General features: G+C 43.1%; 26 protein-coding genes and 1 pseudogene. 7 read left to right on the top strand and 20 right to left on the bottom strand.

Annotation, left to right across the window (positions count from 1 at the left end):
• Window positions 1-3: 3 nt before the first annotated feature.
• The 4 genes from pflB to ASL11_RS12100 all read right to left on the bottom strand — a co-directional run bounded on the left by pflB (window position 4) and on the right by ASL11_RS12100 (window position 6,481).
• Window positions 4-2,262 (bottom strand): formate C-acetyltransferase, encoded by a 2,259-nt coding sequence (gene pflB, locus ASL11_RS12115; protein ID WP_056613999.1) that lies wholly within the window; start codon window positions 2,260-2,262, stop codon window positions 4-6.
• Between the two features lie 27 nt (window positions 2,263-2,289).
• Entirely contained in the window at window positions 2,290-4,896 is a 2,607-nt protein-coding gene (gene adhE / locus ASL11_RS12110; RefSeq protein WP_056613998.1) for a bifunctional acetaldehyde-CoA/alcohol dehydrogenase, read from the bottom strand.
• A 312-nt stretch (window positions 4,897-5,208) separates the two neighbouring features.
• Window positions 5,209-5,835 carry a molybdenum cofactor guanylyltransferase gene (mobA, locus tag ASL11_RS12105; RefSeq protein WP_056613992.1) on the bottom strand — a complete coding sequence of 209 codons (627 nt, stop codon included), beginning with the start codon at window positions 5,833-5,835 and terminating at the stop codon, window positions 5,209-5,211.
• A 121-nt stretch (window positions 5,836-5,956) separates the two neighbouring features.
• On the bottom strand, window positions 5,957-6,481 hold the full coding sequence (locus ASL11_RS12100; protein WP_056613989.1) for a DoxX family membrane protein: 525 nt from the start codon (window positions 6,479-6,481) through the stop codon (window positions 5,957-5,959).
• Between the two features lie 151 nt (window positions 6,482-6,632).
• Here ASL11_RS12100 and ASL11_RS12095 point away from each other — a divergent pair, with 151 nt between their 5' ends.
• Entirely contained in the window at window positions 6,633-6,920 is a 288-nt protein-coding gene (locus ASL11_RS12095) for a hypothetical protein (RefSeq protein ID WP_056613987.1), read from the top strand.
• A 46-nt stretch (window positions 6,921-6,966) separates the two neighbouring features.
• Here ASL11_RS12095 and ASL11_RS12090 read toward each other — a convergent pair whose 3' ends face one another.
• Window positions 6,967-7,506, bottom strand: coding sequence for a Gfo/Idh/MocA family protein (locus ASL11_RS12090; protein WP_235550459.1), 540 nt, complete (start codon window positions 7,504-7,506; stop codon window positions 6,967-6,969).
• Window positions 7,467-7,676 carry a hypothetical protein gene (locus tag ASL11_RS37445; RefSeq protein ID WP_056613981.1) on the bottom strand — a complete coding sequence of 70 codons (210 nt, stop codon included), beginning with the start codon at window positions 7,674-7,676 and terminating at the stop codon, window positions 7,467-7,469. Before ASL11_RS37445 ends, ASL11_RS12090 begins: the two co-directional genes overlap by 40 nt.
• 23 nt (window positions 7,677-7,699) lie before the next feature.
• On the opposite strand from ASL11_RS37445, the gene ASL11_RS12080 reads away from it, so the two are divergent.
• From ASL11_RS12080 to ASL11_RS12070, 3 genes are read left to right on the top strand one after another with little or no spacing between them, the layout of a single operon-like run.
• On the top strand, window positions 7,700-8,059 hold the full coding sequence (locus tag ASL11_RS12080) for a sensor histidine kinase (RefSeq protein WP_056613978.1): 360 nt from the start codon (window positions 7,700-7,702) through the stop codon (window positions 8,057-8,059).
• A gap of 14 nt (window positions 8,060-8,073) precedes the next feature.
• Entirely contained in the window at window positions 8,074-9,141 is a 1,068-nt protein-coding gene (locus ASL11_RS12075) for a response regulator (protein ID WP_056613975.1), read from the top strand.
• A gap of 27 nt (window positions 9,142-9,168) precedes the next feature.
• Window positions 9,169-9,681 carry a helix-turn-helix domain-containing protein gene (locus ASL11_RS12070; protein ID WP_056613972.1) on the top strand — a complete coding sequence of 171 codons (513 nt, stop codon included), beginning with the start codon at window positions 9,169-9,171 and terminating at the stop codon, window positions 9,679-9,681.
• Window positions 9,682-9,850: 169 nt separating this feature from the next.
• Here ASL11_RS12070 and ASL11_RS12065 read toward each other — a convergent pair whose 3' ends face one another.
• Window positions 9,851-11,230 carry a DUF455 family protein gene (locus tag ASL11_RS12065; protein WP_056613970.1) on the bottom strand — a complete coding sequence of 460 codons (1,380 nt, stop codon included), beginning with the start codon at window positions 11,228-11,230 and terminating at the stop codon, window positions 9,851-9,853.
• A gap of 123 nt (window positions 11,231-11,353) precedes the next feature.
• Between ASL11_RS12065 and ASL11_RS12060 the strand changes: the two genes are divergently transcribed.
• Window positions 11,354-12,235 carry a helix-turn-helix transcriptional regulator gene (locus ASL11_RS12060; protein ID WP_056613968.1) on the top strand — a complete coding sequence of 294 codons (882 nt, stop codon included), beginning with the start codon at window positions 11,354-11,356 and terminating at the stop codon, window positions 12,233-12,235.
• A 132-nt stretch (window positions 12,236-12,367) separates the two neighbouring features.
• Here the strand turns inward: ASL11_RS12060 and ASL11_RS38130 are convergent, their stop codons facing one another.
• The 8 genes and pseudogenes from ASL11_RS38130 to ASL11_RS12020 form a co-directional block, all read right to left on the bottom strand.
• Window positions 12,368-12,562 (bottom strand): Gfo/Idh/MocA family oxidoreductase, encoded by a 195-nt coding sequence (locus tag ASL11_RS38130; RefSeq protein WP_056613965.1) that lies wholly within the window; start codon window positions 12,560-12,562, stop codon window positions 12,368-12,370.
• Window positions 12,563-12,571: 9 nt separating this feature from the next.
• Window positions 12,572-13,060, bottom strand: a pseudogene (locus tag ASL11_RS37995) (aminopeptidase P family N-terminal domain-containing protein); the annotation flags it as partial.
• Window positions 13,061-13,084: 24 nt separating this feature from the next.
• Window positions 13,085-14,206 carry an ethanolamine utilization protein EutH gene (gene eutH, locus ASL11_RS12045; protein WP_056613959.1) on the bottom strand — a complete coding sequence of 374 codons (1,122 nt, stop codon included), beginning with the start codon at window positions 14,204-14,206 and terminating at the stop codon, window positions 13,085-13,087.
• Between the two features lie 200 nt (window positions 14,207-14,406).
• A complete protein-coding gene (locus tag ASL11_RS12040) occupies window positions 14,407-15,666 on the bottom strand; it encodes a Gfo/Idh/MocA family protein (RefSeq protein WP_056613956.1) in 1,260 nt (419 codons plus the stop codon).
• Between the two features lie 36 nt (window positions 15,667-15,702).
• Window positions 15,703-16,539: a carbohydrate ABC transporter permease gene (locus ASL11_RS12035; RefSeq protein WP_056613953.1), complete on the bottom strand. Its 837-nt coding sequence runs from the start codon at window positions 16,537-16,539 to the stop codon at window positions 15,703-15,705.
• Between the two features lie 12 nt (window positions 16,540-16,551).
• Window positions 16,552-17,460: a carbohydrate ABC transporter permease gene (locus ASL11_RS12030; protein WP_056613950.1), complete on the bottom strand. Its 909-nt coding sequence runs from the start codon at window positions 17,458-17,460 to the stop codon at window positions 16,552-16,554.
• Window positions 17,461-17,562: 102 nt separating this feature from the next.
• Window positions 17,563-18,861, bottom strand: coding sequence for an ABC transporter substrate-binding protein (locus ASL11_RS12025; protein ID WP_056613946.1), 1,299 nt, complete (start codon window positions 18,859-18,861; stop codon window positions 17,563-17,565).
• A 201-nt stretch (window positions 18,862-19,062) separates the two neighbouring features.
• Complete coding sequence (locus tag ASL11_RS12020; RefSeq protein WP_056613942.1) at window positions 19,063-20,124, bottom strand: LacI family DNA-binding transcriptional regulator; 1,062 nt, start codon at window positions 20,122-20,124, stop codon at window positions 19,063-19,065.
• Window positions 20,125-20,368: 244 nt separating this feature from the next.
• Here ASL11_RS12020 and ASL11_RS36445 point away from each other — a divergent pair, with 244 nt between their 5' ends.
• The gene (locus ASL11_RS36445; protein WP_157256915.1) at window positions 20,369-20,494 is read left to right on the top strand and encodes a CGNR zinc finger domain-containing protein; all 126 of its coding nucleotides are present in this window, start codon (window positions 20,369-20,371) and stop codon (window positions 20,492-20,494) included.
• Between the two features lie 147 nt (window positions 20,495-20,641).
• Here the strand turns inward: ASL11_RS36445 and ASL11_RS12015 are convergent, their stop codons facing one another.
• Together ASL11_RS12015 and ASL11_RS12010 are read right to left on the bottom strand one after the other, a co-directional pair.
• Window positions 20,642-21,142 (bottom strand): DUF4871 domain-containing protein, encoded by a 501-nt coding sequence (locus ASL11_RS12015; RefSeq protein ID WP_056613939.1) that lies wholly within the window; start codon window positions 21,140-21,142, stop codon window positions 20,642-20,644.
• A 131-nt stretch (window positions 21,143-21,273) separates the two neighbouring features.
• Window positions 21,274-21,873, bottom strand: coding sequence for a TetR/AcrR family transcriptional regulator (locus tag ASL11_RS12010; RefSeq protein ID WP_235550457.1), 600 nt, complete (start codon window positions 21,871-21,873; stop codon window positions 21,274-21,276).
• A gap of 135 nt (window positions 21,874-22,008) precedes the next feature.
• On the opposite strand from ASL11_RS12010, the gene ASL11_RS12005 reads away from it, so the two are divergent.
• A complete protein-coding gene (locus tag ASL11_RS12005; protein ID WP_056613936.1) occupies window positions 22,009-22,899 on the top strand; it encodes a ketopantoate reductase family protein in 891 nt (296 codons plus the stop codon).
• Here ASL11_RS12005 and ASL11_RS12000 read toward each other — a convergent pair.
• From ASL11_RS12000 to ASL11_RS11990, 3 genes are all read right to left on the bottom strand, one after another.
• Window positions 22,853-23,443 carry a CBM96 family carbohydrate-binding protein gene (locus ASL11_RS12000; protein ID WP_056613933.1) on the bottom strand — a complete coding sequence of 197 codons (591 nt, stop codon included), beginning with the start codon at window positions 23,441-23,443 and terminating at the stop codon, window positions 22,853-22,855. The two genes, ASL11_RS12005 and ASL11_RS12000, sit on opposite strands and share 47 nt — an antisense overlap.
• Before the next feature lie 739 nt (window positions 23,444-24,182).
• Window positions 24,183-24,617, bottom strand: a complete 435-nt coding sequence (locus tag ASL11_RS11995) for a hypothetical protein (RefSeq protein ID WP_056613930.1) — start codon at window positions 24,615-24,617, stop codon at window positions 24,183-24,185.
• Window positions 24,618-24,819: 202 nt separating this feature from the next.
• The gene (locus tag ASL11_RS11990) at window positions 24,820-25,836 is read right to left on the bottom strand and encodes a CapA family protein (protein WP_056613926.1); all 1,017 of its coding nucleotides are present in this window, start codon (window positions 25,834-25,836) and stop codon (window positions 24,820-24,822) included.
• Window positions 25,837-26,180: the final 344 nt, after the last annotated feature.

The following is a 26,180-nucleotide window of genomic DNA, read 5'->3' as shown; positions in this document are numbered from 1 at the left end:
TCGTTACATCGTGCCGTGGAAAGTACGATGGATCACATCAAGCTGCTGTTCCTTGGTCAGCTTGATGAAGTTCACCGCGTAGCCGGAAACACGGATCGTCAATTGTGGATAAAGCTCTGGATGCTCCATCGCATCCAACAGCTTGGATCGGTCAAATACATTTATATTCAAATGATGTCCTAGATTCGCCATGTAGCCATCGAGCAACGCGACCAGATTGGAGATGCGTGTCTCTTCTTCACGACCGAGAGCCTTCGGTACGATGGAGAACGTGTTGGATATGCCATCAAGGCAATGCTCGTAAGGGAGCTTGGCGACAGATGCCAATGAAGCCAACGCACCTTTGCGGTCACGTCCATGCATAGGATTGGCGCCTGGTGCGAAGGGCTCGCCGGCTTTGCGGCCGTCTGGCGTGCTTCCTGTCTTTTTCCCATACACGACATTGGATGTAATCGTTAGAACGGACATGGTTGGCACAGAACCGCGATACGTCTTGTGCTTCCTGATCTTATTCATGAATGCTTCCGTTACTTGCACGGCAATCGCATCGACACGCTCATCATTATTGCCGTACTGCGGATATTCGCCTTCAATTTGGAAATCGACGGCAATGCCCTTCTCATCGCGGATCGGGCGGACCTTCGCATACTTAATGGCGCTAAGAGAGTCAGCTACTACGGATAATCCTGCGATACCGGTAGCCATCGTACGTACAATTTCACGGTCGTGAAGAGCCATCTCCAGCCGCTCATAGCAATATTTATCATGCATATAATGAATGACGTTAAGTGTGTTCACATACAGCTTAGCCAGCCACTCCATGACCGTATCGAATCTCTCCGCCACTTCTTCGTAATTCAGAACCTCGGAGGTTAATGGTGTTAACTGTGGGCCTACCTGTATCCCTAGCTTCTCATCCACTCCACCATTAATCGCATAGAGCAACGCTTTGGCTAAATTGGCACGGGCGCCAAAGAATTGCATCTGCTTGCCGACCCGCATAGCGGATACACAGCAAGCAATGCCGTAATCATCCCCATAATAAGGTCGCATCAGGTCGTCATTCTCATATTGAATCGAACTGGTTTCAACCGATACCTTGGCACAATAAGCCTTGAAGCCCTCCGGCAGCTGAGTCGACCACAGGACAGTCAGGTTAGGTTCAGGGGCAGGGCCCAAGTTATATAAAGTATGCAGGAAACGGAACGAATTTTTCGTGACACGCGCTCTGCCATCCATGCCCATGCCGCCAATCGATTCTGTCACCCAGGTAGGGTCGCCGCTGAAAAGCTCGTTGTAATCTGGGGTGCGCAGAAATTTAACGATACGAAGCTTCATGACAAAATGGTCAACAAGCTCTTGCGCCTCTACTTCCGTCAACGTCCCCTCGCGTAAATCCCGTTCGATATAAATATCAAGAAAGCTTGATACGCGTCCAAGGCTCATCGCCGCGCCATTCTGTTCCTTAATGGCTGCCAAATAAGCAAAGTACAGCCATTGCACCGCTTCAGCGGCGTTCACTGCCGGCTTTGCAATATCATAGCCGTAGGTTTTGGCCATCTGCTTTAGTTCACCCAAGCTGCGCATTTGTTCGGAAAGTTCTTCGCGCAGCCGAATAATATCCTCGGTGATCGCGTCCACTTCCAATTGCAGAAGATCGTTCTTCTTCTCTTGGATTAGCCGGTCTACACCATACAGAGCAACACGGCGGTAATCGCCAATAATGCGACCGCGACCGTAAGCATCGGGAAGACCAGTGATGATAGCAGCCTTACGCGCGGTCTTCATCTCTGAGGTGTACGCATCGAACACACCTTGGTTATGCGTTTTGCGAATATCGGTAAACACCTGAACAATTTCTTCCGGCAGCTTAAAGCCATAAGCCTCACAAGCGTCGATCACCATCCGAATACCGCCGAAAGGTTGTACGGAACGCTTCAAAGGAGCATCGGTTTGCAGACCGACGATTTTCTCCTTATGCTGTGCGATATAACCTGGCGCATGGGAGGTAATCGTGGAGATCGTCTGGACATCAATGTCCAGCACGCCTCCGTTCTCTCGCTCTTGCTGGGTTAGCGTACTCACCATCCGCCATAGCTCATTTGTCGCTTCTGTTGGACCTGCCAGGAAGGCATGATCTCCTGGATACACGGTTATATTTTTATCAATAAAGTCGTTCACATCAATGGAACTTTCCCAGTTGCCTTGGATAAACTCTCTCCAGCCATTCTCTATCCTAATCTCTTTTTCTCGTGTCGCCATGATAAAGCCTCCTTAGGTAATGCACGATTAAAACTTACCGTAAAATGCATTTCGATATACATCAGCCAGCTCCGTTACTAGCGGCATCCGAGGATTGGCCGTTGTACACTGATCTTCGAAAGCTCGATCCGCCAAGTAATCTACACGCGTCTCGAATTGTTCCGCCTGGAACCCAAGATCCTGAAATTTCTCCGGAATTCCGAGAATTTTGTTCAGCTTGCGGATCGCCTCGATAAGGCTGTTCACGCCTTCTTCCGTTGTCTTAGCTGGAAGCCCCAGCATGCGCGCGATTTCAGCATAGCGTTGGTCGGCTACGAAGTGATCGTATTTCGGGAACGAAGTAAACTTCGTCGGCTTTTGAGCATTATAGCGAATGACATGCGGCATCAAAATCGCGTTGGTACGTCCATGTGCGGTGTGATACTCGCCGCCCCATTTATGCGCCAAGCTGTGATTAATACCCAGGAAAGCATTCGCAAAGGCCATACCGGCAATGGTTGAGGCATTATGCATTTTCTCACGGGCAATAGGATCTGCTGTGGCATACGATTTCTCTAAATTTTGGAATACCAATTGGATTGCTTTCATCGCCAAACCATCAGAATAATCATTCGCCATCACAGACACATACGATTCAATGGCATGCGTTAGGACATCCATACCGGTGTCGGCTACCGCTGTCTTCGGCAAGCTGTACACGTAATCAGGATCAATGATGGCAACATCCGGTGTAAGCTCGTAATCAGCAAGCGGATACTTTGTATTGCCTTTTTCTTTATCTGTAATTACAGCGAAAGACGTCACTTCCGAGCCTGTACCCGAAGTCGTAGGAATCGCGACAAATTTCGCTTTGCATCCCAGACGCGGATATTTGTAAACCCGTTTACGGATATCCATGAATTTTTGCTTTAAGGCATCAAAGCTAGTATCTGGGTATTCATAGAACAGCCACATCGCTTTAGCCGCATCCATCGGTGACCCGCCGCCCAAGGCGATTATGCAATCCGGCTGGAAGCTTGCCATCTGTGCCCGGCCGCGTTCTACGGTTTCAACAGACGGATCAGGCTCCACATCCGAGAACACTTCGATATAGACGGGAAGCTGCCGCTTACGGAGGTAATATTCTACACGCTCTACATAACCGAGCTTCACCATCATCGGATCCGTGACAATCATGACGCGCGTAATGTCTGGCATTTTTTCTAAATATTGAGTAGCTCCCTTTTCAAAATAAATCTTCGGCGGTATCTTGAACCACTGCATATTGACGGTGCGGTAAGCAACCCGCTTCACATTGATCAGATTCACCGCGCTCACGTTAGAGGTCGTGGAATTATGTCCGTATGAACCGCAGCCTAGTGTCAAGGATGGCAAATTCGTATTATAAATGTCCCCAATAGCGCCATGTGTGGAAGGTGAATTAACAATCACACGTCCCGTTTGAAGCTTGTTGGAGAATGCCTGTATGACCTCTGTATTCTGTGAGTGAATGACAGAGGAATGTCCCATACCTCCGAATTTCACCACTTCCACAGCCCGGTCAATGCCTTGCTCCGCGTTCTTCACTTTGTAACAAGCGAGTACGGGGCTTAGCTTCTCAGCTGACAATGGGTAGGCCTCACCGACACCCGTTAGTTCCGCGACTAGTATTTTCGTGTTCACAGGCACCTGAATACCAGCCATTTCAGCAATTTTCACAGCAGATTGACCTACGATAACCGCGTTCACCGCACATTTCTCACTGTTAATTACCAGTTTGGAGACCGCTTCTGTTTCTTCTTTATTTAAAAAGTAACAGCCCTGATCCACCATCATTTTTTTTGTTTCCGTGTATACCGGTTCCTCAATAATGACTGCCTGTTCGGAGGCGCAAATCATGCCGTTATCAAAGGTCTTGGATAGGATCAAGTCATTCACAGCCTGCGGCAAATTCGCTGTCTTCTCTATGAAGCAAGGAACATTACCAGGTCCAACACCCAAAGCTGGCTTACCGGTGCTATAGGCTGCCTTCACCATGGAAGAGCCTCCCGTAGCTAGAACTAGGGCCACATCGGGATGATTCATCAGCAACTGCGTAGCTTCCACAGATGGATGCTTCACCCATTGAATACAATGCTCTGGCGCGCCGGCCTTAACTGCCGCATCCAGTAATGTTGCTGCTGCCGCAGCACTTGATTGTTGCGCAGACGGGTGGAAGGCGAATATGATCGGATTACGGGTTTTTGTTGCAATCAATGATTTGAACATCGTCGTCGAAGTCGGATTGGTTACAGGCGTAACACCAGCGATAATGCCCACGGGCTCAGCCACCATTCGGTAGTTCTCATACGTATTTTCCTCAATCACACCGACCGTCTTGTTATTTTTAATGCTGTGGTAAATATATTCAGTAGCAAATAGATTCTTGGTGATTTTATCTTCATACACGCCACGACCGGTTTCCTCCACAGCAAGCTTGGCAAGAACCATATGCCTATCGATGCCGGCTAATGCCATTTGCTGAATGACATGGTCTACCTGATCTTGATCCAGCTTTAGAAATTGCTGCTGTGCTTCTTTCGCTCTGGCCACCAGTTGGTTGACTTCCTCTTGCGCTGAAATCCGTTCATTCATCTTCGCTTCTTTGGTTGTCATGGTTTATTCACTCCTTTATTTACATTCCATGTAAAGCCGTTACCTTGTTGTTCTACTCTTAGATTAAGCTTAATCAGGAACCCTAACTATGATAAAAATCACATAACGAGAGGTTAAAGCGATTTCTTCTTTGAACTTCTTGTGAATAATTTCACATTATAATTTATAGAAAAGGCAGCAGTTCTATTTTCATAAAATTGCTGCCTTGCTCCCGCCGATTCCATAGCTTCTCCTATCGGATACTCCGTCTTCCCTGTAGGCGCACACAGCAAAGCAATGACGTTATAGACTTCTCACTATCTCAAATAGTAATCATGAACCATCCGTTACTTCCGTTGGTTTTCCATGTTCTACAAAGCCCATGGCCTCGTATTCCTCAAACGTTTTGATATTGGAAACAAAATTCAAATCAACGCCGTTCTCAAGTAAGAAACGATCCCCTAGTTCGCTCCAAAAAACATGGTTTAGCAAGGCAGAAACTTTGGTTTCCCCTTGATTTAATAAATGCACGATGTGGGACGCACAGGCTCGGTCATAAATGCCATGCAATGGATAAAGCTCGCTGGCCACCAAAGGAACAACAGCCTCAAATCCATCCAGCTTTCTTTGCATCAACAACTGCGCTGCTTTACTAGAAATAAAGGGCATATCGCACCCGACTACCCAGACGGAAGTATGTATAGCTAGAGATAATGCGGCGTGCATACCACCAAGAGGGCCATGACCTGCAAAAAAATCCGTAATAATACGAACTGAACGATCAACTTTGTTTAGGTAGGGCTTGGGATCATTGGTAACAATAATCAACTCATCGCATATTTCCCTCATACACTCTATCTGTCGGACAATAAGAGGCTTTCCGCCAAACGGAAGTAATGCCTTCAGTTCTCCGTTCATTCGACGGTTTGCTCCACCAGCCAAAATAACTCCTGAAAGCATACCCATCACGTCCCTTTCAAATTAATATATAGTTAATGAAAAAACACCCACTCTTACTCTCAGATTACGGAGTAGGAAGAGCAGGTGTTATCACTATTTATCATTGGATTAGGCCCTCATCTTATCTGAATTTTGCTTTTAAATGGAATAGTTCTAAGATCTTATCCAACCACCTGTGTAAGTAGGGAAGGATCATATGGTCCACACCAAATTTACCTGCATTAGCGCCTGCCGCTAATATGAAAAATCCCAGAAGCATTAACCATGGATTACTGCTGACAGTACCAGCAAACATATACATAAAATTCATCATTAAGCCGAAGAAAATTGCTACAGTAGTCAACGCACCTAACAGTAGACCCAAACCAACCAATAATTCCCCCCAAGGAACCATAACGTTAAACCAACCAACATGCGGTAGAGCAAAATTTTTCAAGAAAGCAACATAATTCGCATAAACCATATCTGTCGTTCCGCTTTCAAGAACTGGTTTAGCAATTGCACCTTTTAGATATCCTGTAGCGTCGAAAGCTTTTTCACCTGTGATTTTGTGCCATCCTGCTATCATCCATTCCCAACCGACATACAAACGAATGATCGTCAAGAGCATTGCAGCGTAGTTATTTTCCCTTAACCATTTCATCATTTGAACCATCTCCTTCGTCCTTTATGATTTTATTGTAGATCGAAGAGAGTGGCGTGTAAGTGATAATAATCACAGCTTCCTACATTTATCTTATTTATAATGAATTTAATTAATCTTTGATCATGTACGAGAACAGGAGCTGATCCAATTTATGAAAAGAGAATTTACAGTGCATTTTAAAGTAATTCACCATGATAAAAGTTCCTTATTAAGGGGTATTATTTTCTTGGAGGAGAATCAAAAGCCTAGCTTGATAGATTATGAACAATGCCTTAGGGATTGTGGCCATGACGTAATTCTTGAAGATAAAGAACACGTAATTTTCAGAGCTTTTAAACCGGATGAAGATTACATCATTCACATTTTAGAAGAGGAAAACTACACTACTAGAGATATAATCGTCGAAAGTCTAGTTAGAAATCTTATTAATGTAAAATAACTTAAATAAGTTAAGACAAGTAATCATAAAAATGTTGAGTGACAATTTAAGTTTTGAGGTGCAAGAAGCCAGCAAACGCAAGTGTTTGCTGGCTTCTTCGCAGTAAACTAGGCTCCACCCGCTGCTGCAGCACGTCGATAAAATGCCGGATATGCTCGCCATGAGCATCGACTTGCTTTTTGCTCAACACTGGCGATATATTCGTTAACTGCCCCGAAGTCTCTGTAAAAATTTGCAGCTCGCCCTTCTTGATACTAGAACCAGATCGCGCTCCTCTCAGTTCAACGAAGTTCATTTCTTCGCCGATATTGGAAGCCCAGCTGAACTCGATCTGCAGTGAGGCTCCATTCTCAAATCGAATGAACCCGATCGCTAAATCCTCGACATCGAAAGTTCCGTTCTCTTGTTTTTCGCCGAATTGACTGTGAACGGAATCGGAAATATCATTGTTAGCGAATTTGGTGTACGTGGCACCGGTGACAGCAATCGGCTTCGGATTACCCATCAGCCATACGGCAAGGTCAATCATGTGCACGCCCAAGTCGATCAACGGTCCGCCTCCGGAAAGCTCCTTGGTTGTAACCATCCGCCTTTACCGGGAATCCCGCGCCGGCGAATCCAACCGCAACGGCCCGTGTACACTTCTCCCATATGGCCTTCACGGATATATTGCTTGAGAAACTGAGAGGCCGCTGTAAACCTGTTATTCCTCATCACCATTAGTGTTTTTCCACTTTGCTTGGCCGTGTCTGCCATGAGTCGATCCTCTTCTGGAAAATATGAAGATACTCAAGCTGCTGCTGCAACCGCTCATTGAAAATGCGCTGCTGCATGGCATCTTGGCTAATGAGACGGATGCAGAAGGGATCATTCGTATCGAAGCTGGTTACTCAGTGGATCGCGAAACGATCTATTTGCTTATAAGTGACAATGGTAGTGGGATGGAATCGGCACGCTTAGAGAAGATCCGTATGCTTCTGCAACACAGTGGAACCAACGAAAATATCGGGATTAAAAATGTGTGGGAACGCATTAAATTGGTTTATGGACCAATGTCTACTCTGGATATGAATAGCCTTACAGGGAATGGAACACATATTCGCATCACTTTTCCCGCTGTGCAGGTTTCCATAGAGTGAGGAGAAGAATAACGATGACGTATAAGGTGCTGATTATCGAAGATGAGAAACCCGCACGTGAAGTATTCAGACAAATGGTCGAAGCAGGAGGGGAACGCTATGAAATCGTCGGGGAAGCCGCTAACGGAAAGCAAGGATACGCATTGATTCAGAGCGAGCAACCCGATTTCATCATTACCGATATTACAATGCCCATCTGGAGTGGGATCGATTTATTAAACGAAATAAAAAGGTCGTTAAATAAAATGCCCCAAACCATTATTTTAAGCTGTCATCAGGATTTCCATTACGCCCAACAAGCGATCCAGCTCGGTGCATCTGCTTATTTGTTAAAAGACGATTGCCTTACGGACACTTCTCTGCTGGTTCATACATTGGACACATTGATTCCTAACATTATCGATACACACGCAAAGGTCAAAAAACAAACTGAACTGGAGCAGAAACTCCGAACCAACGATCTCAGTATTTCGCGAAACCTTTTCCTTGAGATGATACGTCTGCGGGAATCAGATTGGAATGATTATTTAACCTCCATATGTTTTCCTCATAGTATGTCTGTCCATGCTATAGCCTTAGTTGAGTTAGATCGCAAGTCACTGCGTATTCCTGTAACAAACGATACATCCGAATCAGAACTGCAACTCTGGCAGTTTACTGGCGTAAATGTCCTGCAGGAATTATTACAAAAATACGGCTTCGGCAAAGTGATTTCTTTGGACTCGAGCCGTTTTCTTGGCATTTGTGCCTTGAATCATTTGCCACCTGATTTGACAAGAGAGATTACTCAGGCATTCCACACATTTTTGAAGCTTAATGCCTTTGTTCATTTTCAGCCACTTAACAAGCCCATAATTGAAGAGTTGTCCATGATTAGAAACCTCTATCATGAAAAACAGCTATTCTTTTATGAATCCTACCAAACAGCAAATGGTGCCATGCCGAATGGGCCATTCTTCACTTCTCTTCCGAGCGATAAAGCCATTTATTGGATGAAAACATTGAAAGATGCATGGATCGGACTCCCTTTCGATGCGGATAAGCTGATCCTGTTTACGCAAGAGGCCGCATGTAACCACTGAAAGCCTGATGACGTCAGAAACGTCTTCATGGAAGCTATGTTTGGGATCAAACTTATTGATAACGAGTTTTCCCGCCAGTCAGGAATCAATCAAGCCTTGCTGAAAGAAATAAACAGCTGCCAGACCTTGTATCAAATCAACGAATGGCTGAGTGACCTGATGAATGGCCGCCAGCGTGCGAAACATCCCCTAACAGGGAGTGACAAAATTGTTTCGCACATCGTCGAAATCGTTAATTCCGATTTAACCCGCCACTATAGCCTAGAAGAAATGGCAAATATTGTTGGGTACAGTCCACCTTATCTTAGCCAAGTTTTCAAAAAAGCAGTAGGCCAAACCTTTACCAACTACTTGATGAATTTACGTATTCACCGTGCCAAGCACCTATTGCTAACAACCGATCTGAAAACGTTCGAAATCTCTGATCAGGTTGGACTCGAAAACTATCGTCACTTTAATAAAATATTCAAACGGATCGTAGGTATGAATCCTACCAAATATCGCTCACAGCATGTAAATCCTACCCAAAAACAATCATAAAAAAGCATTCACCGAATGGAGTGAACGCCTTTTTTTAAGATACGGAGGTTACTCTGGTTGGCGACTTTGGCTTTTCCGATGGACTCTGATAACTTTTCTCGAGAGGTGATTCTGCTTAATTCCCTCTTTGCATCCTGCTAACTCGGTAATAGATGTAGTGGTTCGTTCCTTAATAACGCTTATAATTCAACTCGATGGTTGATAATCCGCAAAAACCTGGGAAGTTCTTGGCGATCTTTTTCGCTTCATCCGGCGTTGCGGCCGCTCCCAATTCCTCGATCCGATTGATCCGAGCTCGTTCGGACATCTCCGCAGCGGTTACGATATGATTAATCTGCTTATAGAGCTCGGGGCCCCATGTTTTACCGAAGTCGACATGCATCCGCTCATCCACCATATCGAATTCACATTGTATGGCTGACAGCGCATCGCCGAATTCCCAGAATTGCTCCGCGCTTTTGCGCTTTTTAATAAAAGAACACGGCTCAGCCACCATCGTTAGACTCGAATACATATTGGGGAACCATTCATTAGCCAGTTCCTTCAGTCCTTTGCCTGGAGAGCCCTTAAAGTACTTGAACTCGTGAGTTGCATAGCCCATTTGCTGCAACCGGCGAAAGCCCATCTGGCTATGTCGAATTTCGTCCCATAGATGGCGAGCCAAATCAAAGTAAAACGCTTTCGGCATATTTTGCGCACCGTAATACAAGTAACACAGCGTCTCTGCCGCTCCAATCTCCGTACTATTGATGTAATGCATTTGCTTTATGCTGTCATTTAGCGGCGACATGGATGGATCTGAGTAGGCCATTTTGAACGCACTGTTCTGCTTATAGATCGGGAAACGCTCCTCATTCCAAGCCGAATCGGAAGGTAACGGACCAGCTGGCTCGAAATCCGACATCTGTGGCCAAGCCATTTGTTCTGCGTCTGATCCATCCGACGACTGCCGATAGGCATGCCACACATCTCTAATGTAGCTGCTCCACTGATTACATGCCTCGGTTAGATCAGGATCATCCGTACCCGCAAACTGTACCTGCGCATGAACGAAATTCATCATGTCTTGACGATCGATCAAGATGTATCTCAGCTTATCGAAAGTCGGCGCATCCAAGAGCGGGTCCAAGCGAAGCTGCAGCTGTTCATACTCTTCATAGAGCCTGCCAAGCAAGAAAGCGTAACTAACGAAGAAAGCTGCCTCCGATGGCGCTAACGACATACGCTCATAAGCTTCGCGAAGAAGAGCTGGCGTTCCCTGCCGATCACCGACGGACCCAGGAAGCTCGGCGATACGATCGAATACATGCTTCGCGTGCTGGCTATGAACATAGCCGAGGCGTCCCATTTGGCCTTTTGTTTCTATTTCTTTTACGCCCGGCAGCCATCCGAAGGCCATCCTGGATAGCTCCATCTCCTGCCAGAATAGTGAGGAAAGCAGTTTAGCTGTATCCTTAGGTCGCAAATAGCGGCCCTGTTGGTGCGAAGCCTTCATTTTAATTTCTGAGTCATCCTGATCTAGCACGTTCACAGCGCGATGTTCATTCATCTTTTTTCCTCCTAAAGTCATTGAATATAAGTTAATTATAGCAACTGAAGGAGATAAAAAGTTTCCGTGCTTTATGCTAAAATATCGTTATATTGCTCTTTCGAAGAGAGGCAGGCGCGACGGATGAAGTTGGTCGAAAATGTAATGCCCAATAAAGCTTATCTATTTAAACATCGCACGGTTACGCCAGATAGACACGGATATTCCGTGTACCATGCGCATCAGGGATTGGAGCTGCTGTATGTTGAACAGGGTGAAGGACATGTCATCATTGAGCAGCAGCTTGTGCCTATACGGCCAGGAACGATCTACTGCTTTCAGCCGTACCAGTTGCACCGCGTTCATGCCTTGACGAGTCCAGAGCAGCCGTATATTCGGAGCATTCTTGTGTTTGAGCCGATCGTTTTTGAGCCATTCTTGTCTTCGTTTCCTGAAATGCGGGCATTCTTGCATAAGCTTTGGAAAGAAAAATTGCCTTTTCAGGCATTTGAGGTCGGCGACATTCGGGAACTGTACACGGTGTTGCAGAATGAGGTGAATGCTGCGAACGGGGAAGGACTTGTTGAAACCCACGCATTGGGCATAGTAGCGCTGCTCCGAAGACTGCGCATTGTCTTGGCTGCGGACGGCGGATCTCCTCAGAAGTTACCCTACAGAGAGATTCGTCTGGCCGAAAAAGCGATGGCATGGCTGGAAGTTCATTATAAAGAAGAATTTTCTCTGCAGCGGCTTGCTGCGGAACTGCACATCTCCCCTTATTATTTATCCCACATGTTCAAGGTGGATACCGGAGGCAGTCTAACCGAATATGTGACGGCCAAACGCCTTCGAGAAGCGTGCCTCCTGCTGCAAAACACCGATCTTTCCGTTGCTGAAATCGCACTGCGCATCGGACTTGCCACTGCTTCGCATTTCATCCATACATTTAAAAAGCATATGGGCACTACTCCACTCAAATTTAGACAGCTGTCTCAGAAGCTATACATGCCTCCAGATGGTTTTTAAGTGGGTTCTTCGTTATGTTTCCGATAATTTAAGGGAGATAAGCCCTCATGATTGGAGAAAAATGTACTAAAATGTGCTGGAGAGGAGAAATTCAACGTTTCTGAAATCTCCGAATTAAGTTTTGAAGTACTTTTAACAAATCATTTTAAGCCCCCCTTCTTGCGCAAACTTCTTTAAAAACTGCACGTTCGGATGGAAGTGATTATTCCGAATCGATTCACAAATGACATGAACACCGGCTTCCAAAGCAGCAATCGCAATTTCGGAATGATAGAGGTTCGGCGTACAAATATCAACAATATCAAGATTTAGCGTCGAAAATGGCAACGATTTCTACCTCTGCTCATCGGTAAGTTTTCCCAAAGCAATCGTTCGTGTAATATCTGTTGTTCCATCATAATACTGTCCGCCTGAATCAATTAAAAAAAGACCTTCGTTCTTAAGAGTAAATTGCGTTTCTTTATTGGCTTTATAATGCATCATCGCAGCATGTTCTTTATAACCTGCTATCGTATCAAAGCTAGGTCCAACAAATCCTTCCTGCCCTTGTTTTATCCGTATCAAAAATAATGGCATCCCCGCTTGAAAGATTTTGTAATAATTTTTGTATTTCATGATTCGCTTTTAACTCGATTCCTTCAGCCTCCAGTTCTAATTTAACCAAAGAGGGAACCTTGCAAGAATCAATAAATAAATAACATTTATGTTCTTCTACGATTACATTAGCTATTACAACTGGATTGTTAGGCACATCGGCCCTCTTATATTCAAAAGCCATGCAATGCAAAACTGGGAATTATATAAGCATCCATTTGATTTTCTTTCATTAGCCGTCTTAACTTTTCGACCCTATCCCTGATATTCATTACTAATACCTCCATTTTCCTTAAGACTAAATTCTTTATTTTCACGATCATATAGCCATGCAGCTAGTACTATACTAATTATTCCGGCTGTAAGCTTTGATATGATAAACGCTCCTAACATTCCTGGGGCTACTCCTGACACAAATCCAAATTGACCTCCAAAAACAAATGCTCCACTTACTCCAAAGGCAGTACATACCACTTTTCCTTTAGGATTCATTTCCTTAAATGTTCCAAATATCAACAGATTACTAGCCAAACTTCCTAGAATGCCTGCTACTGACACTGAATTAATTCCAAATTTCTCTCCTATTTCTTTAAAACTTTTTTTAAAAATTCGATTGATAAGCGCTAGCATAGGATATGCTCCACCTAAAACAAATGCGATCTTGCCTACTATTACAGTAGATTCAGATAGTGGTGCTAATCCTGAGACAAGCCTTACACCAAATATCACATCTATACCTTGTAAAAGTAATCCAACAGTGCTCAAACTCATTATAAGCTTTCCAAATACATTAAAAACTTTTATAAAAACATGAGGAGCTTTTAATAATCCTGCTCCTAAAATAATGGCAAAAACAAATATAGGTACCAGATTCCATACTAATATATTGATATTTATTTTTAGCCATAAGCCTGCTGCAAGACATCCTATTGGTATAGTAATAATTCCAACCAATACACCCTTAGAAAAATATTTTTCATCCTCTTTAGAAAGCATCCCTAACGCGACAGGTATTGAAAAACTAATTGTGGCTCCTAATGTAGATGCGATGATAATTCCTGAGAATGCCCCCATTTCCTCTGTCAATGCTAGCTCATTAGCCATTTGATAGCCCCCCATATCTACAGCTAAAAATGCTGCAGGAACGATAGAAGGATCTAGATGAAAAACTCTAAAGATTGGAATAATATCAGCGGATAAAAAATTTGTAAATATAGGGACTAAAGAAAGTATTCCTATCATGCCAAGCCCTAAAGCTCCCATGGCCTTTATGCCTTCCTCAAATTTCCCACCCAGTTTCAAATGATTTCCGGTAATATAATCAATAGCTCCGATTACAAAAAAAGAACCGATTAGATATAATACGAATTTATCCATTGTTATGATCACTTTCTATTTACTATATATCTCCTAGGGTATTAAAAAGATGAATGCTCGTTCGTTGAGCTTATGAATCAAGAATAAGGGGCTAACCCAAACGGTCTGAAAAGACCCGAGAGATAGCCCCTTCTCTTTTACTCACAAGTGTTCGTTGTTTATAAAAGGGCAAGAAACGATAGAATGATTGCAAAATCTGATTAAGAAATCACACGCTTATAAAAATCTTCGATCTCAACTGACTGGCCTTTGTTTAAGCGCGACTCCTCCGCGGCAAACGCCATCAAATGGCTTCTCACGGAAACTGAGGCGGAACTTAAGCTCTCCCCACCGTCATACTCGCGAACTTCCTTCAAAAATTGACGAACGATACCGGAGTCGCCACCGCCATGTCCTTCAATGGTAGAATTCACGCGAATCGTCGTTTCTTCTTTCGATACAAAATCATTGACTGTAAACTGGTTGTCTTCCATATTGCCGCGAATGTCGCCTTTTGTCCCCATGATTTGAACGATTCGCGTGTTGTCATGCGTAAATCCGCACATACTGAACGTAGCTGTTGATCCACTTTCAAACTCCATATTGACCACTTGATGGTCAACAACATTGTTATTGCTGCGGTATACGCATTTCCCATAAGGGGTCGTGCGCAATGCCTCCAGAACGCCTTCGCGGCTCGTATCTTGCGTAAACTTCCGCGCCCATCCTTTACCTTCTCCCAAATAGTAACGAGGAGCAAAGTATTGGCAGCTCGCCTCAGCCGGACACCCGTCCAAGCATCGATCGGGTGCCCCTTCCGGTGCATTGGCAGCGTTAAAATGCATCAACGATCCGAAGGAGCTAACACGTACACATGGCTCATCCATCAGATAAGACAAGATGTCCATGTCGTGGCATGATTTCTGAAGGATCATGGGACTCGACTCGTCGGAATTATTCCAATTCCCGCGCACAAAGCTGTGTGCCATATGCAAGTTCCCAACATTTTCATTTAATTGAATAGAAGCGATCTGTCCGATCCGTCCCTCGTCTATTACGCGTTTAACAGCCTTCCAAAACTCCGTATAACGAAGTACATGGCAAATGGTGAGCAGTCGGTTATGTTTCTTCGCCGCCAGCTCCATCTCCACACACTCTTTCGGGTCCGGTGACATGGGCTTCTCCAGCATGACATGATAGCCCACTTCAAGCGCTTTAAGCGTCGGATGATAGTGCATGCGATCCATCGTACAGATGATGGCGATATCCGCCATTACAGACTTTGACAACAGCTCTTCCCACGATCCAAAACAATTCTCTGACGCTATGCCATGAGCTTCAGCGAACGCATTTCTCCGTCCCTCGCTCGGTTCGGCAACAGCGACGATTTCCAGCTCATGCGGGTAATTGATCGCATAGGGCGCATAAGCGCGCGCTCCTCGGTCTCCTGCACCCAACAAGATAGCTTTTAATTTCTTCATGGTTTCTCCCTCTCTCTATAGAAATACTTATATCTATTATTTCGAACCCGATAGTGCAATCCCCTCAATGAAGGAGCGCTGGAACCCAAGGAATATAGCAATCATTGGCCATATGGCTAACATCGAACCCGCCATCACAATCGTGTAGTTCGTTCTATGTTCGCCTTCAAGCGATGCTAATCCGGCCGAAAGCACCATTTTATCCGGGGAAGTGTTGACGATCAGCGGCCACATTAAGTCGTTCCATGACCAAAGAATCGTGAAAATCGCAAGCGCAACCATCCCAGACTTGGCAAGGGGCACCATGATCTGCCAGTAAATGCGGAACTGGGTGCAGCCGTCAAGCTTGGCCGCTTCCTCCAGTTCTTTGGGCAGCGTCATGAAAAACTGACGCAGCAAGAAGGTCCCAAATGCGCTAAATAAACCGGGAACGATAAGTGCTTGGATTGAATTAAGCCACCCGAGCTCCTTCATAATCATGTACTGCGGAATAAGAAACACCTGTCCTGGAACCATGAGCACGGACAGTGTCAGCAGGAAGCAAAAGTTGCGTCCTGGAAAGTCAATGCGCGCGAATGCGTAAGCAGCTAACGAACAAACGATAAGTTGACCTACTGTCTTCGCCACAGTCGTAATTATGGTATTCCAATAAAATGTTAAAAACGGCAAGCTTTCAAATACCTTTGTATAGTTGCTCCACTGGAAATCCTTCGGCACCATAACCGGCGGTATGGCTGTCGATTCGCCCAACGTTTTGACCGAGGTCATAAACATCCAGATGAAAGGGATCACCATGGCAGCAGCCCCAAGGATAAGAATGGTATGGATTACCACCGCTTGGCCCGGTCTCTTCTTATGAACATTCGCACTCATCGGGTAGCCTCCTTATTCATAATGAACCCACTTCTTCTGCAGCTTCATCTGGATATAAGTCACAATTAAAATAATGACAAACAACAAGACTGCGATGGACGCCGCATACCCTTTCATATTTTGCATAAACCCGTATTTGTAGAATAAGTAGACGACCGACTCCGTAGATTCAATGACGATATCGCGAACCATCATGAAGATCAAGTCGAACGCCTGAAAGGCACTGATCAATGACATCACAGAAACGAAGAAAATCGTTGGTGTCAGGAGCGGCATCGTTATGCGAAAAAACACGTAAAACGTTCCAGCCCCGTCAATCGATGCAGCTTCATAATACGAAGGCGAAATGCCTTGAAGTCCAGATAAGAAAATAATCATATTATTTCCAATCGAGCTCCAGATCGCCACAAGAATGACAGAGTAAAGCGCAAGGTGCGGATCTGTCAGCCAGTGCGGGCCGTTGATGCCAAATATGCTCAGTACGTAGTTCAGCAAACCGTAGTCTGCGTTATATAGCCACTTCCAGACCATCGCTACCGCCGCAGGCATCGTAATAACAGGCAGAAAATATAACAGTCGGTAAATACTAAGCCCGCGAATTTTTTGATTGAGAAGAACAGCTACGAAAATAGAGATAAAAATAGTTGCTGGGACCGTTAAAACAATATAAATTGCCGTATTACGGAACGCTCGATGCAGCTCCGTGTCCGTCAACATCTTTTTGTAGTTATCAAATCCTGCCCAGGTATAATTGCCAAAAGCTCCCCAGTTCATAAACGAGTAATAAATGGTTTGAAATACCGGAAACACGTAGAATATAATCAACCCCACCATCAGGGGGGCAATCATTAAGTAAGCCCACATGAGATCAGAACGACGACTTAAACTTACTTTAGATTTCTTCTTTACGAAAGAACTCATGTCTATTCCACTCCCAAGAAATGAAATGTGATGCGTTGGAGACACGGCCCTGCTTCGTATTTTCAGGGCCGTGTCTACACCTATTTTGCTTGGATAATATACTTATTTCTCTGCAGCTAATTTTTCATTCATTAAGGCTGCCATTTGCTTGCCTGCCTCTTCGGCACTGATCGCACCAGCCCAAGCCTTCGTAAATATTTTCGCTTCTTCGCTTGCCCAAGCAGACGTATTCTTGGAAACTGGATACGGTACGGCAATTTTTAACTGATCAATAAACACTTGTAAATTTACGCCTGGAATCGATTTAACCCATGTGTCTTGCGTTCCTTCATAGGCAGGAATAACAGTTCCCTGACTTGCATACACTTCAGCAGCTTCCTTAGAACCAAGGAATTTTAAAAATTCCGCCGCTTCTTTCGGGTGCTTGGTTTTAGCGGATATCACATTGCCCAGACCATGAATAATAACGGCGCTCTTCTTATTTTTTGGAAGCGGAGCAACATCAAACTTACCTTTCAGATAGTCCGTTGCTGCAAAATCTGCTGCATTCCAATCCCCTTCTGCGATCATAGCGACTTTACCAGCTTTGAACATATCAAGTCCTTCTGTATCCGTCATTTGCGCCATGGTTGGAGAAACTTTCTGAACGTTAATCAAATCCGTCCAAAACTTCAGACCTGCAATCGCTTCTGGCTTATCATAACCAGAGCTCTTCTTATCTTCAGAGATAATATAACCGCCTGCTTGCAGGATGGTATCGTAATAACCGCTCTGGTTATCCAGTGTTGCCGCAATTCCCCATACGCCTTTTGCAGGATCTGTCAATTTCTTAGCCGCCTCAGCTACGGAATTCCAATCCCAAGTAGCGTCTGGATACTTAACGCCTGCTGCATCAAACAAAGCCTTGTTGTACCAGAGACCAGGTGTATCAAAATCTTTTGGAACTCCGTAGTTTTTACCGTTTACTGTGTATAGGTCAACAAGCGCTTTTGGATATTTGCTCATATCCAGAGCATTCGATTTGATGAGATCTGTAATCGGCATCAAAATGCCGTTGGAACCGTATTTCACGATGTTCGGTCCATTCATCCAGAACAGGTCCGGCAACGTTTCTCCGATCGCTGCAGTCTCAAGCTTTTGCCAATACTGCTTATTAGGAGTCGTCTCCAACTTAACCTCAATATTCGGGTGTGCACTATTAAACATTTCGATCACTTTCGTCGTACTCTTGTCGGCTGCCGCACCCCATGTACCGTAAGTTAGGGTCACTTTCTCCTTCGTGCCGGCATCCGGTTTCGCCGTGCCTTTGTCAGTAGTTTGAACCGCCGTACCGTCCCCTCCGCATGCGGACACAACGACCATCATTCCTAGCACCATAGATAAACCCATTTTCTTAACCATTTTCTTTCCCCCTCATAAGATGTTTTGAAATAAAAACTATAACTCCAATTTCAAAATAAAAATGAATGAAGCCTTACAGTCATATCCAAAAAGAAAGGGCTTTCACCTCCTTCAATAGTAAACCTAATATTTGGGCCCAATCAGGATAACGTTTTCCAAGAAAGCAAAAAAAATTTGTTTTTTTGTTTTTTTATTATACTCTTACGGCCTGGGAGAACCCGCCCTGGAAAAAATCGAAGATTGACGCAGTATCATTTCATGAGGCAATAGTATTTTGGTAGTTAATATAGACTCGCCTTGTAATTGATCAAGCAGCGCTTTGGCCGCAACCATGCCAATTTCTGCTTTGGGCACATGAACAGAGGATAATGGTGGTGACGTATACTGTGCAAGATCGATATTATCCATGGCAATAAATGCGATATCTTCAGGAATCCGTAAATTGCACTCGATGACTGCTCGCATAGCTGGAATCGCCAATAAATCACTTGCTGCAAACATAGCAGTAGGAGCTTCACCTTGATGTTTCTCTAGTAAATCCGTCATACATTCATAGCTTTTGTCCACTTGCCATCTCGTATTAATGATCCATGTTGGATCCAGTGGAATACCTGCTTCATACAAGGCGAATTCATACCCTTGATATCTCTCTTCGCTTTTCAATTCCCCTGTATGACCCTGACCGCCCACAAAACCAATTTTGCGGTGCCCTTGGGCAATCAGATGATGAACAGCAGCTTTCGCCGCGGATATTCGATCATAATCAACCAGAGGGATGCCGGATCCAGAGGCACTGATGCCAACGACAGCCAGACTCGTTGCTTTAATGTAATCAAGAAGGGCTTGATCCATCTCATCACCAATGATAACAAGGCCATCGATGTAATGATTATGAATCATTTGGTGCAGCACCATCTCTGTATTTACTTCCTCAGGCGTATGAATAAAAGCAAGAGAATAGCCCGACTCCACTAACTTCCTATTGAGACCTGTAAGGATAGGAGAGAAATAAGGATGGTCATCCCGCAATTGTGTACTTGCCACGATACATCCAATTTTTTTGGACATAATGGGTCCTTCTTTTTGATTTCTGACCAAGCGCCTTGCCGATTCGTTCGGCTCATATCCTAATTCCCTAGCCGCATTCCAAACTTTAATTTTGGTGTCTGGATTCACATGCCTACTCGTATCATTATTAATAACTCGGGAAACGGTAGAAACGGATACACCAACCAGTTCCGCGATATCCTTTAAGGTAGACAATCCGTTGACAACCCCTTTCCCCAACCACTTACTCGAAAAGCATCCTGTTATCCAAACGTTTTCCTGAAGTCATTTTACTACCCTTCACATAGAAATGTCAACGCTTTCATTTGAACATGATAAAAGTCCCCCCCCCCCTTTAAAATATAAATACCTCATGACCCGCAGCCCGTTGCTGTGGGTCTCTTTTTTATAACCCCTAAAAAAACTATTTACAAGTTATAAAAATGGTACACGCTCTGATATAACCTTTCATTTCGTCGACACATCCAAAAGCGGCAAAAGACGGTGGTGCAGCATGGAAAAGTGCGGAAACCGATATAAAACCGCTGAGTTCTTCGTAAGAAAAAGAAACAGCACGCGCCTTTGAGTTGAATAATAAGCCTAAACGGATCAGTTCATTCATAAATACGCTGCTTCGTTTAGGCTTATCTTAGGAGTATCGCCATATAGAAAATAATAAGAGGCTGTCCCATGGTCATGAAGAATAGGGTGCTTGTAGGTTACCATAGCAGTATTAGTGTACTTCTACAACCACGCTACCGAATAGCTTCTCATCTACATAAGCTTCTAATCTCCATAAACCTTTTGAAGGTAAAGTCATCGTTGAAGGCATTTTACCTGCCTTATCATTATCTTTTATATTTGTATTTGGAATACCAACACTACCTTCAAATACATTTACTTTCTCACCAGTTTGTTTGCTAACTCCAACAATCTTCACTTTTTTACCAAATAAATTTTGCGTTTCTTGTGGTGTATCAGCCCAAAAATGCCACATATACTTTTGTTTTTTCCCAGGATAAAAACGAACTACCTCTTGATCGTTATAAATGAATCCTATTTTTCCTTGTTCACCTAACAGCATATAATCATCGACTTTAAACATACTGCTTATTTTCCATGATTTGTCTTCGTCTGATACTTTTGGGCTTTCCTTGGTCATTACGCTGGTATCAGTTTTAGAACAACCGATTAAGAATAACATTAAAACTATATATCCTAATTTTAATCTCATAATACCACCCCCTGTAATTGGATGAATTTTACACACTGTATGCTCTAAATTTATCTCAATTACCACTTTTTAACAATTTTAGCTGGAGGACGAACAGTAATTGGATCGAGCTCGTTGGATTATAATATTCATCACTTGTGATACAAACCCAGACCATTCATCACATAAGGACGAACAATCTTTAGGAGTAAATCAGTTCGATCATTTTCCCCGTCCGTAAACCAACGATATGCAGCACCATAGATCGTTGAGCTTGTCATGGCTGAAATGATCTTAATATATTCGTAGGTTGGCAATTGGTGGTTTTCTTCTTTTAAAAATATGCTCTCAATTGTTTGCTCCAACATTTTCTTTATTTTTTCATCGACAAGCTTAGCAATAGATTTGGAATCCATTCTGCATATTCGATAAAAGTCTACAATATAGCTATGTGTCATCAAGATCAATTGATCGCATATTTCTCCTGTGAATTCCCTCGATAACATCACTTCTTCAGGGATCATCCCGTGAAAAGCCTGTTCAATTGTCTCGTCAAGCAAAGCATATTTATCTACATAATGGTCATAAAAGGTAGCTCGGTTAATCGTAGCATTCTGAGCGATATCCTTTATGGATATTGCATCAAATCCTTTACTCCGCAACAATTCACTGAATGCTTCCCTTATTAACTGTCGTGTACGCAATACCCTTGGATCCTGCAAATTCACCAAATCAAATCCCTTCTTAAACATCAAATTTCCTAGAGTGTTGTTTAAGCTACTTTCCACATCATCTGCTGGTTGAAATCATAAGAGTGCAGTAATAATATTTTAAACAGCAGGTGTTGCTTAAGCAAACTCTGACTATTTAGTGAAGGAAGGATCATAATGGGCTATAGACAAAATAGGCTCTTGATATTTGGTGCTGGTGTGATTGGCAGTGTCTACGCTCTCCGATTTGCACAGTACGGACTGGACGTAACAGTGTTGGCACGCGGAAAGAGATTGGATGAGCTGAAAAGGAACGGACTGCGATACAACGATAATGGAACGATAAAGCAAATACCGATCAAGACGATAGATAAGTTAGAAGATGATGACGTTTATGATTACATTTTTGTTCCCGTACGATATGATCAGGCCGAATCTGCCTTAACTGTTATTAAGAATAATCAGAGCAAGACCATAGTCACCTTGACCAACACCATGGGATATGATCACTGGCTTGAAATCGTGGGTGATCGGTTACTCCCAGGATTCCCGGGTGCCGGGGGAGACATTAAAGAGGAAGTTCTATACGCCCAATTCGGATCCGAAAAACATAAAGGAACCATTTTTGGTGAAATAAATGGACTGGTAACCGAAAGAGTAAAAAATCTTGCCCAAATATTTGAAACGGTGGATTTGCATTATGAAATCCAAAAAAACATTTTGGCATTCCATATCTCTCATACTGCCTTGGCTATCGTCAACAAGCATTTCTACACAGAAGATGGAATGGTGGATGTAGAGACAGCAAAAAGTGAAAGCATTCTATGTAAGATCGCAGCTGATATTAAACAAAACATTCAACTGGTAGAACACGCTGGAATACCGGTAATCCCACCCGAAACGAAGGTGATGGGAGAATTACCAGACAACGATATTATTTCTCGTTACCGTCAGATGTTGAGTAATGACTTTATCATTGATGTTAAGCTTGGAATTCATGCCGTAAATCAAAAAGCAGAAATCATGTTGTTGGATGAGACGTTTCACAAAGAGATGTCACAACGATGATATTAAAGCTTTTCATTGGGGTCTCAATAAGCAGGTAGCCGACCCTGTTGAAATCTCCAGAAGAATTCTTGATGTCCATTTGCGATTCGGATCCATAGTTATTTCCTGCATATGCGCCGCTGCGAACGTAAGCATCTGAGACTGGCTGCAAGAGTGCTGTGGCAGTTTCAGCTTGAATCGTACGATAATTTCCGTTGGAAGTAAACGTGATAGCGTTTCGATTATAGGTCATGCTCGTTACCCCTGGGGCATACAGGGTGATCGTTTGGTTTAACTTTTTACTGCTGTACAAGTTCAATGTGCTGCCATTATATTTCACTTCCAAATTGTCTATGGCAGAAGCCGACTGAATCAGATTGGTCGTACCTTCTTTCAGAACCTTACCGTTCTTAATGATTGCCAATTCGTTGCTGTCATCTGCCTTCTTCTGTACGTAGGACAGTTCGCCGTCAAAGTTATAAAAACCGAATGTTCTCGCTGTAGCCGGGTTCGCTTCATGGGAAATATAATAGAAGCCGTCTACCCCGTTCGAAAAATCAAACACAAGGCAGATGCCACATCCTGATTCACCCCGATATTATATCTGCTGACAGATGCCGTCAGGCTGCTTCCCGACTGCTGCGGCAATAACATCGTATCAAAGGCTGCAGAACCGCTTTTATTTTTGACATAGCTTGCATATTTAGCTGTCTGAATTATTCAAAAAAGATGAATTTATAGCAAGGGTTAGAAGTAACAAAAACATAGTTATACTGCCAACCCTCAACAACATTTTACTTAACATAAGACAAGCCTCCGTTCATTGAATGAAATGTATCGCTATATGTCTCTGTAATGGCTTACCCGACCTACTTTCGTTTGTTTGAATCAAGAGGGCGAAGGCCGGGCTTTGGTACCGAAGGCGTCAGTTATAAAATGGATAGATACTGTTGGGAGACATTAAAATTCTGAAGTGCAAGAAGCCAGCAAACATAAGGATTTGCTGGCTTCTTCATGAAAGTAAAAAGACAAATATAGTTTTGAAGTGGTTGTGGTGATCGAAAAATCCTAAAAACAATTAAGTTATGAAGTACTTCTAACACCAATAAAAACAGACAGTTCATTGAACTAACGTTTCCCGTTAGCTTAATGATGCAATGCGGTTAGGTGGTGCAGAGTTGCCTGGCTCTAATGGGCAGCAATGTTATAGTTACTTATAACTAATAATAAGAAAAGCCGCCCTATATATTAGAGCGGTCAATGAAATTAACATCTGCTTTAAGACAATAATTTAATAGAGTAAATTATTCGCCTCCCTCTCTTTCACATTCTATTCTAATAATTTCGCGTCGAGGTATTATCAACGTTAAATCTATCGGTTGTTCACCACTATTATCTACTCCAGTTATTTCAATAAAATCTGTTCCAATTCTAACTAAAGGACCATTGAATTCTCCTTGGTTTTTTGTCTTGATAAAAGCGAGAAAATTTAGCTCTCTATTAGGCACTAAGTCAGGGAAATCATATTTCCCAATATCAGAAAAATTGTGCCTAATTAGCCTACCATTTTCTGCTTGCACGACAAGAGACGATTCGTTAACTTCCCTAATTAGACCATTTTGATTCACCAGGTCTCTCCCGCGATTATCAGCCAAGAATACAATAAATTTGTTTTGAAGTTGTGTAAGCCGCTGTTGAAGGGTTATTTTCCTAGTAGCAGGACAAGCAATAATTTTCAATAATACCACTCCTCTTGTAAATTTACCTTTCTTCTATTTCACTAAATTTTCACCTGTATCGAATTTGTGCATGTATGTCCATGACTTATTTAAATAACGGAATACGATAGTTTAATAATTGGTTTACTTGCTGGTTCTAAAATAAACTACCCTTTAGCTTAATGAGGATACCGTTCAATTTCGCGGCAGCCTCATATTGTAGTTATTCTACCTTACTTTTTATTATTTTTTTCGTTTGGTTTAACATGTTTTGAAATCGTTCACGCTGCTTTGCACTTAATTTCGGATTGTTTTCATTTAAGGCTTCATGTATGGAGATAACCTCTGTTTTATTACGACCGTTTTCAGTTTTACGATGCACCAAAGTAGGAATATAATTAGTCTCCGATATGAATATTTTCCCTTCTTCATTTTTTTTGACTTTAATATTAAGAATGATACTGCTTTGAGTATGGGAGTTTTTCATTAATTTTGTAGAAATAAAATTACCTAAGGAATACGCAACAAATTGTTGCTCTCCCCTCGTACTTAACGGCTGAAGAACATGTGGGTGTGACCCTAAAATTATATTGGCTCCGTGTTTAAATAAAAGTCTTACCAATTGCTTTTGTTTCAGGTTTGGAGTATGACTGTATTCATTTCCGAAATGCAGATAAATGATCACAAGATCGACGTGTTTTTTCAAATGATGAATATCCTCAATTATTTTTTTCGTTTGGATTAAGTTAACCATCCAAGATTTATTTGATGGTACTGAAATACCGTTGAGTCCCGAAGTAAAGGATAGGATTCCGGTCTTTACACCTTTGATGTTTTTGATAAGATATTCTTTCGCCTTGTTTTCAGATTCAAATGTACCGGTATAATCAATCCCATTTTGTTTCAAAATCCTTAACGTTCGAAGTAAACCTTTGGCGCCGAAATCCATACAATGATTGTTTGCTGTTATTAAAACATCAAAGCCGGCTCTTTTTAGGACTGGAGCCAGTTCATCAGGACATTTGAACAAAGGACCACGTGATTTTCGTCTCACTCCCCCTTTAGTTCCAGCGAAGGTGGTTTCAAGATTTCCTATCGTTAAGTCCGCTTTTTTCAGAATTGGAGCTACCTTTTCTAAAAGTGGGTCGAAAGAGTAAGTCCCGTTAGCCAGTTTAGCATCGGAAATGATGTATCGTTTTACCATAAGGTCTCCGACAGCAGCTATCAAAATTTCAGACAAATTCGTTCACCTCCTATTTTTTATCTGTATAAGCGCTCTCGAAAAGACATTCTTGTAAAGAAGGACAATGCTGAGATCTGTGTGAAATCAATCGCTTCCATAAAGTCTGTGTATCTTCATAATATGAGCAAGAGTCCAATTGCGCTTGGGCAAAACTATTGACTTCAACCTTGGTTTTGATATTTAAAATTACCTTGGATCCAAAAAACAAATAAGGCTACCATCAAAGTGAACTGCATCCCGTCAAGTAGACAGACTGCTCCTAATAATAGAAACAGCGGCAGCCATGGACGAGAAAATAAAGTCCTAGACTGCCGCTGTTTTATGCCATTTAATAGGGGGAC

Source organism: Paenibacillus sp. Soil750, from assembly GCF_001428045.1.
In the GTDB taxonomy this organism is placed as follows: domain Bacteria; phylum Bacillota; class Bacilli; order Paenibacillales; family NBRC-103111; genus Paenibacillus_E; species Paenibacillus_E allorhizoplanae.
Note: the sequence above shows the minus strand (reverse complement) of the source record. Positions and strands in the feature narration are given on the sequence as shown.

What these genes read in the sequence shown, in the direction of transcription:
- pflB (WP_056613999.1), bottom strand. Translation starts at nt 2,262, where the DNA reads ATGGCGACACGAGAAAAAGAGATTAGGATAGAGAATGGCTGGAGAGAG.
- adhE (WP_056613998.1), bottom strand. Translation starts at nt 4,896, where the DNA reads ATGACAACCAAAGAAGCGAAGATGAATGAACGGATTTCAGCGCAAGAG.
- mobA (WP_056613992.1), bottom strand. Translation starts at nt 5,835, where the DNA reads ATGCTTTCAGGAGTTATTTTGGCTGGTGGAGCAAACCGTCGAATGAAC.
- ASL11_RS12100 (WP_056613989.1), bottom strand. Translation starts at nt 6,481, where the DNA reads ATGATGAAATGGTTAAGGGAAAATAACTACGCTGCAATGCTCTTGACG.
- ASL11_RS12095 (WP_056613987.1), top strand. Translation starts at nt 6,633, where the DNA reads ATGAAAAGAGAATTTACAGTGCATTTTAAAGTAATTCACCATGATAAA.
- ASL11_RS12090 (WP_235550459.1), bottom strand. Translation starts at nt 7,506, where the DNA reads ATGGTTACAACCAAGGAGCTTTCCGGAGGCGGACCGTTGATCGACTTG.
- ASL11_RS37445 (WP_056613981.1), bottom strand. Translation starts at nt 7,676, where the DNA reads ATGGCAGACACGGCCAAGCAAAGTGGAAAAACACTAATGGTGATGAGG.
- ASL11_RS12080 (WP_056613978.1), top strand. Translation starts at nt 7,700, where the DNA reads ATGAAGATACTCAAGCTGCTGCTGCAACCGCTCATTGAAAATGCGCTG.
- ASL11_RS12075 (WP_056613975.1), top strand. Translation starts at nt 8,074, where the DNA reads ATGACGTATAAGGTGCTGATTATCGAAGATGAGAAACCCGCACGTGAA.
- ASL11_RS12070 (WP_056613972.1), top strand. Translation starts at nt 9,169, where the DNA reads ATGGAAGCTATGTTTGGGATCAAACTTATTGATAACGAGTTTTCCCGC.
- ASL11_RS12065 (WP_056613970.1), bottom strand. Translation starts at nt 11,230, where the DNA reads ATGAATGAACATCGCGCTGTGAACGTGCTAGATCAGGATGACTCAGAA.
- ASL11_RS12060 (WP_056613968.1), top strand. Translation starts at nt 11,354, where the DNA reads ATGAAGTTGGTCGAAAATGTAATGCCCAATAAAGCTTATCTATTTAAA.
- eutH (WP_056613959.1), bottom strand. Translation starts at nt 14,206, where the DNA reads ATGGATAAATTCGTATTATATCTAATCGGTTCTTTTTTTGTAATCGGA.
- ASL11_RS12040 (WP_056613956.1), bottom strand. Translation starts at nt 15,666, where the DNA reads ATGAAGAAATTAAAAGCTATCTTGTTGGGTGCAGGAGACCGAGGAGCG.
- ASL11_RS12035 (WP_056613953.1), bottom strand. Translation starts at nt 16,539, where the DNA reads ATGAGTGCGAATGTTCATAAGAAGAGACCGGGCCAAGCGGTGGTAATC.
- ASL11_RS12030 (WP_056613950.1), bottom strand. Translation starts at nt 17,460, where the DNA reads ATGAGTTCTTTCGTAAAGAAGAAATCTAAAGTAAGTTTAAGTCGTCGT.
- ASL11_RS12025 (WP_056613946.1), bottom strand. Translation starts at nt 18,861, where the DNA reads ATGGTTAAGAAAATGGGTTTATCTATGGTGCTAGGAATGATGGTCGTT.
- ASL11_RS12015 (WP_056613939.1), bottom strand. Translation starts at nt 21,142, where the DNA reads ATGAGATTAAAATTAGGATATATAGTTTTAATGTTATTCTTAATCGGT.
- ASL11_RS12010 (WP_235550457.1), bottom strand. Translation starts at nt 21,873, where the DNA reads ATGTTTAAGAAGGGATTTGATTTGGTGAATTTGCAGGATCCAAGGGTA.
- ASL11_RS12005 (WP_056613936.1), top strand. Translation starts at nt 22,009, where the DNA reads ATGGGCTATAGACAAAATAGGCTCTTGATATTTGGTGCTGGTGTGATT.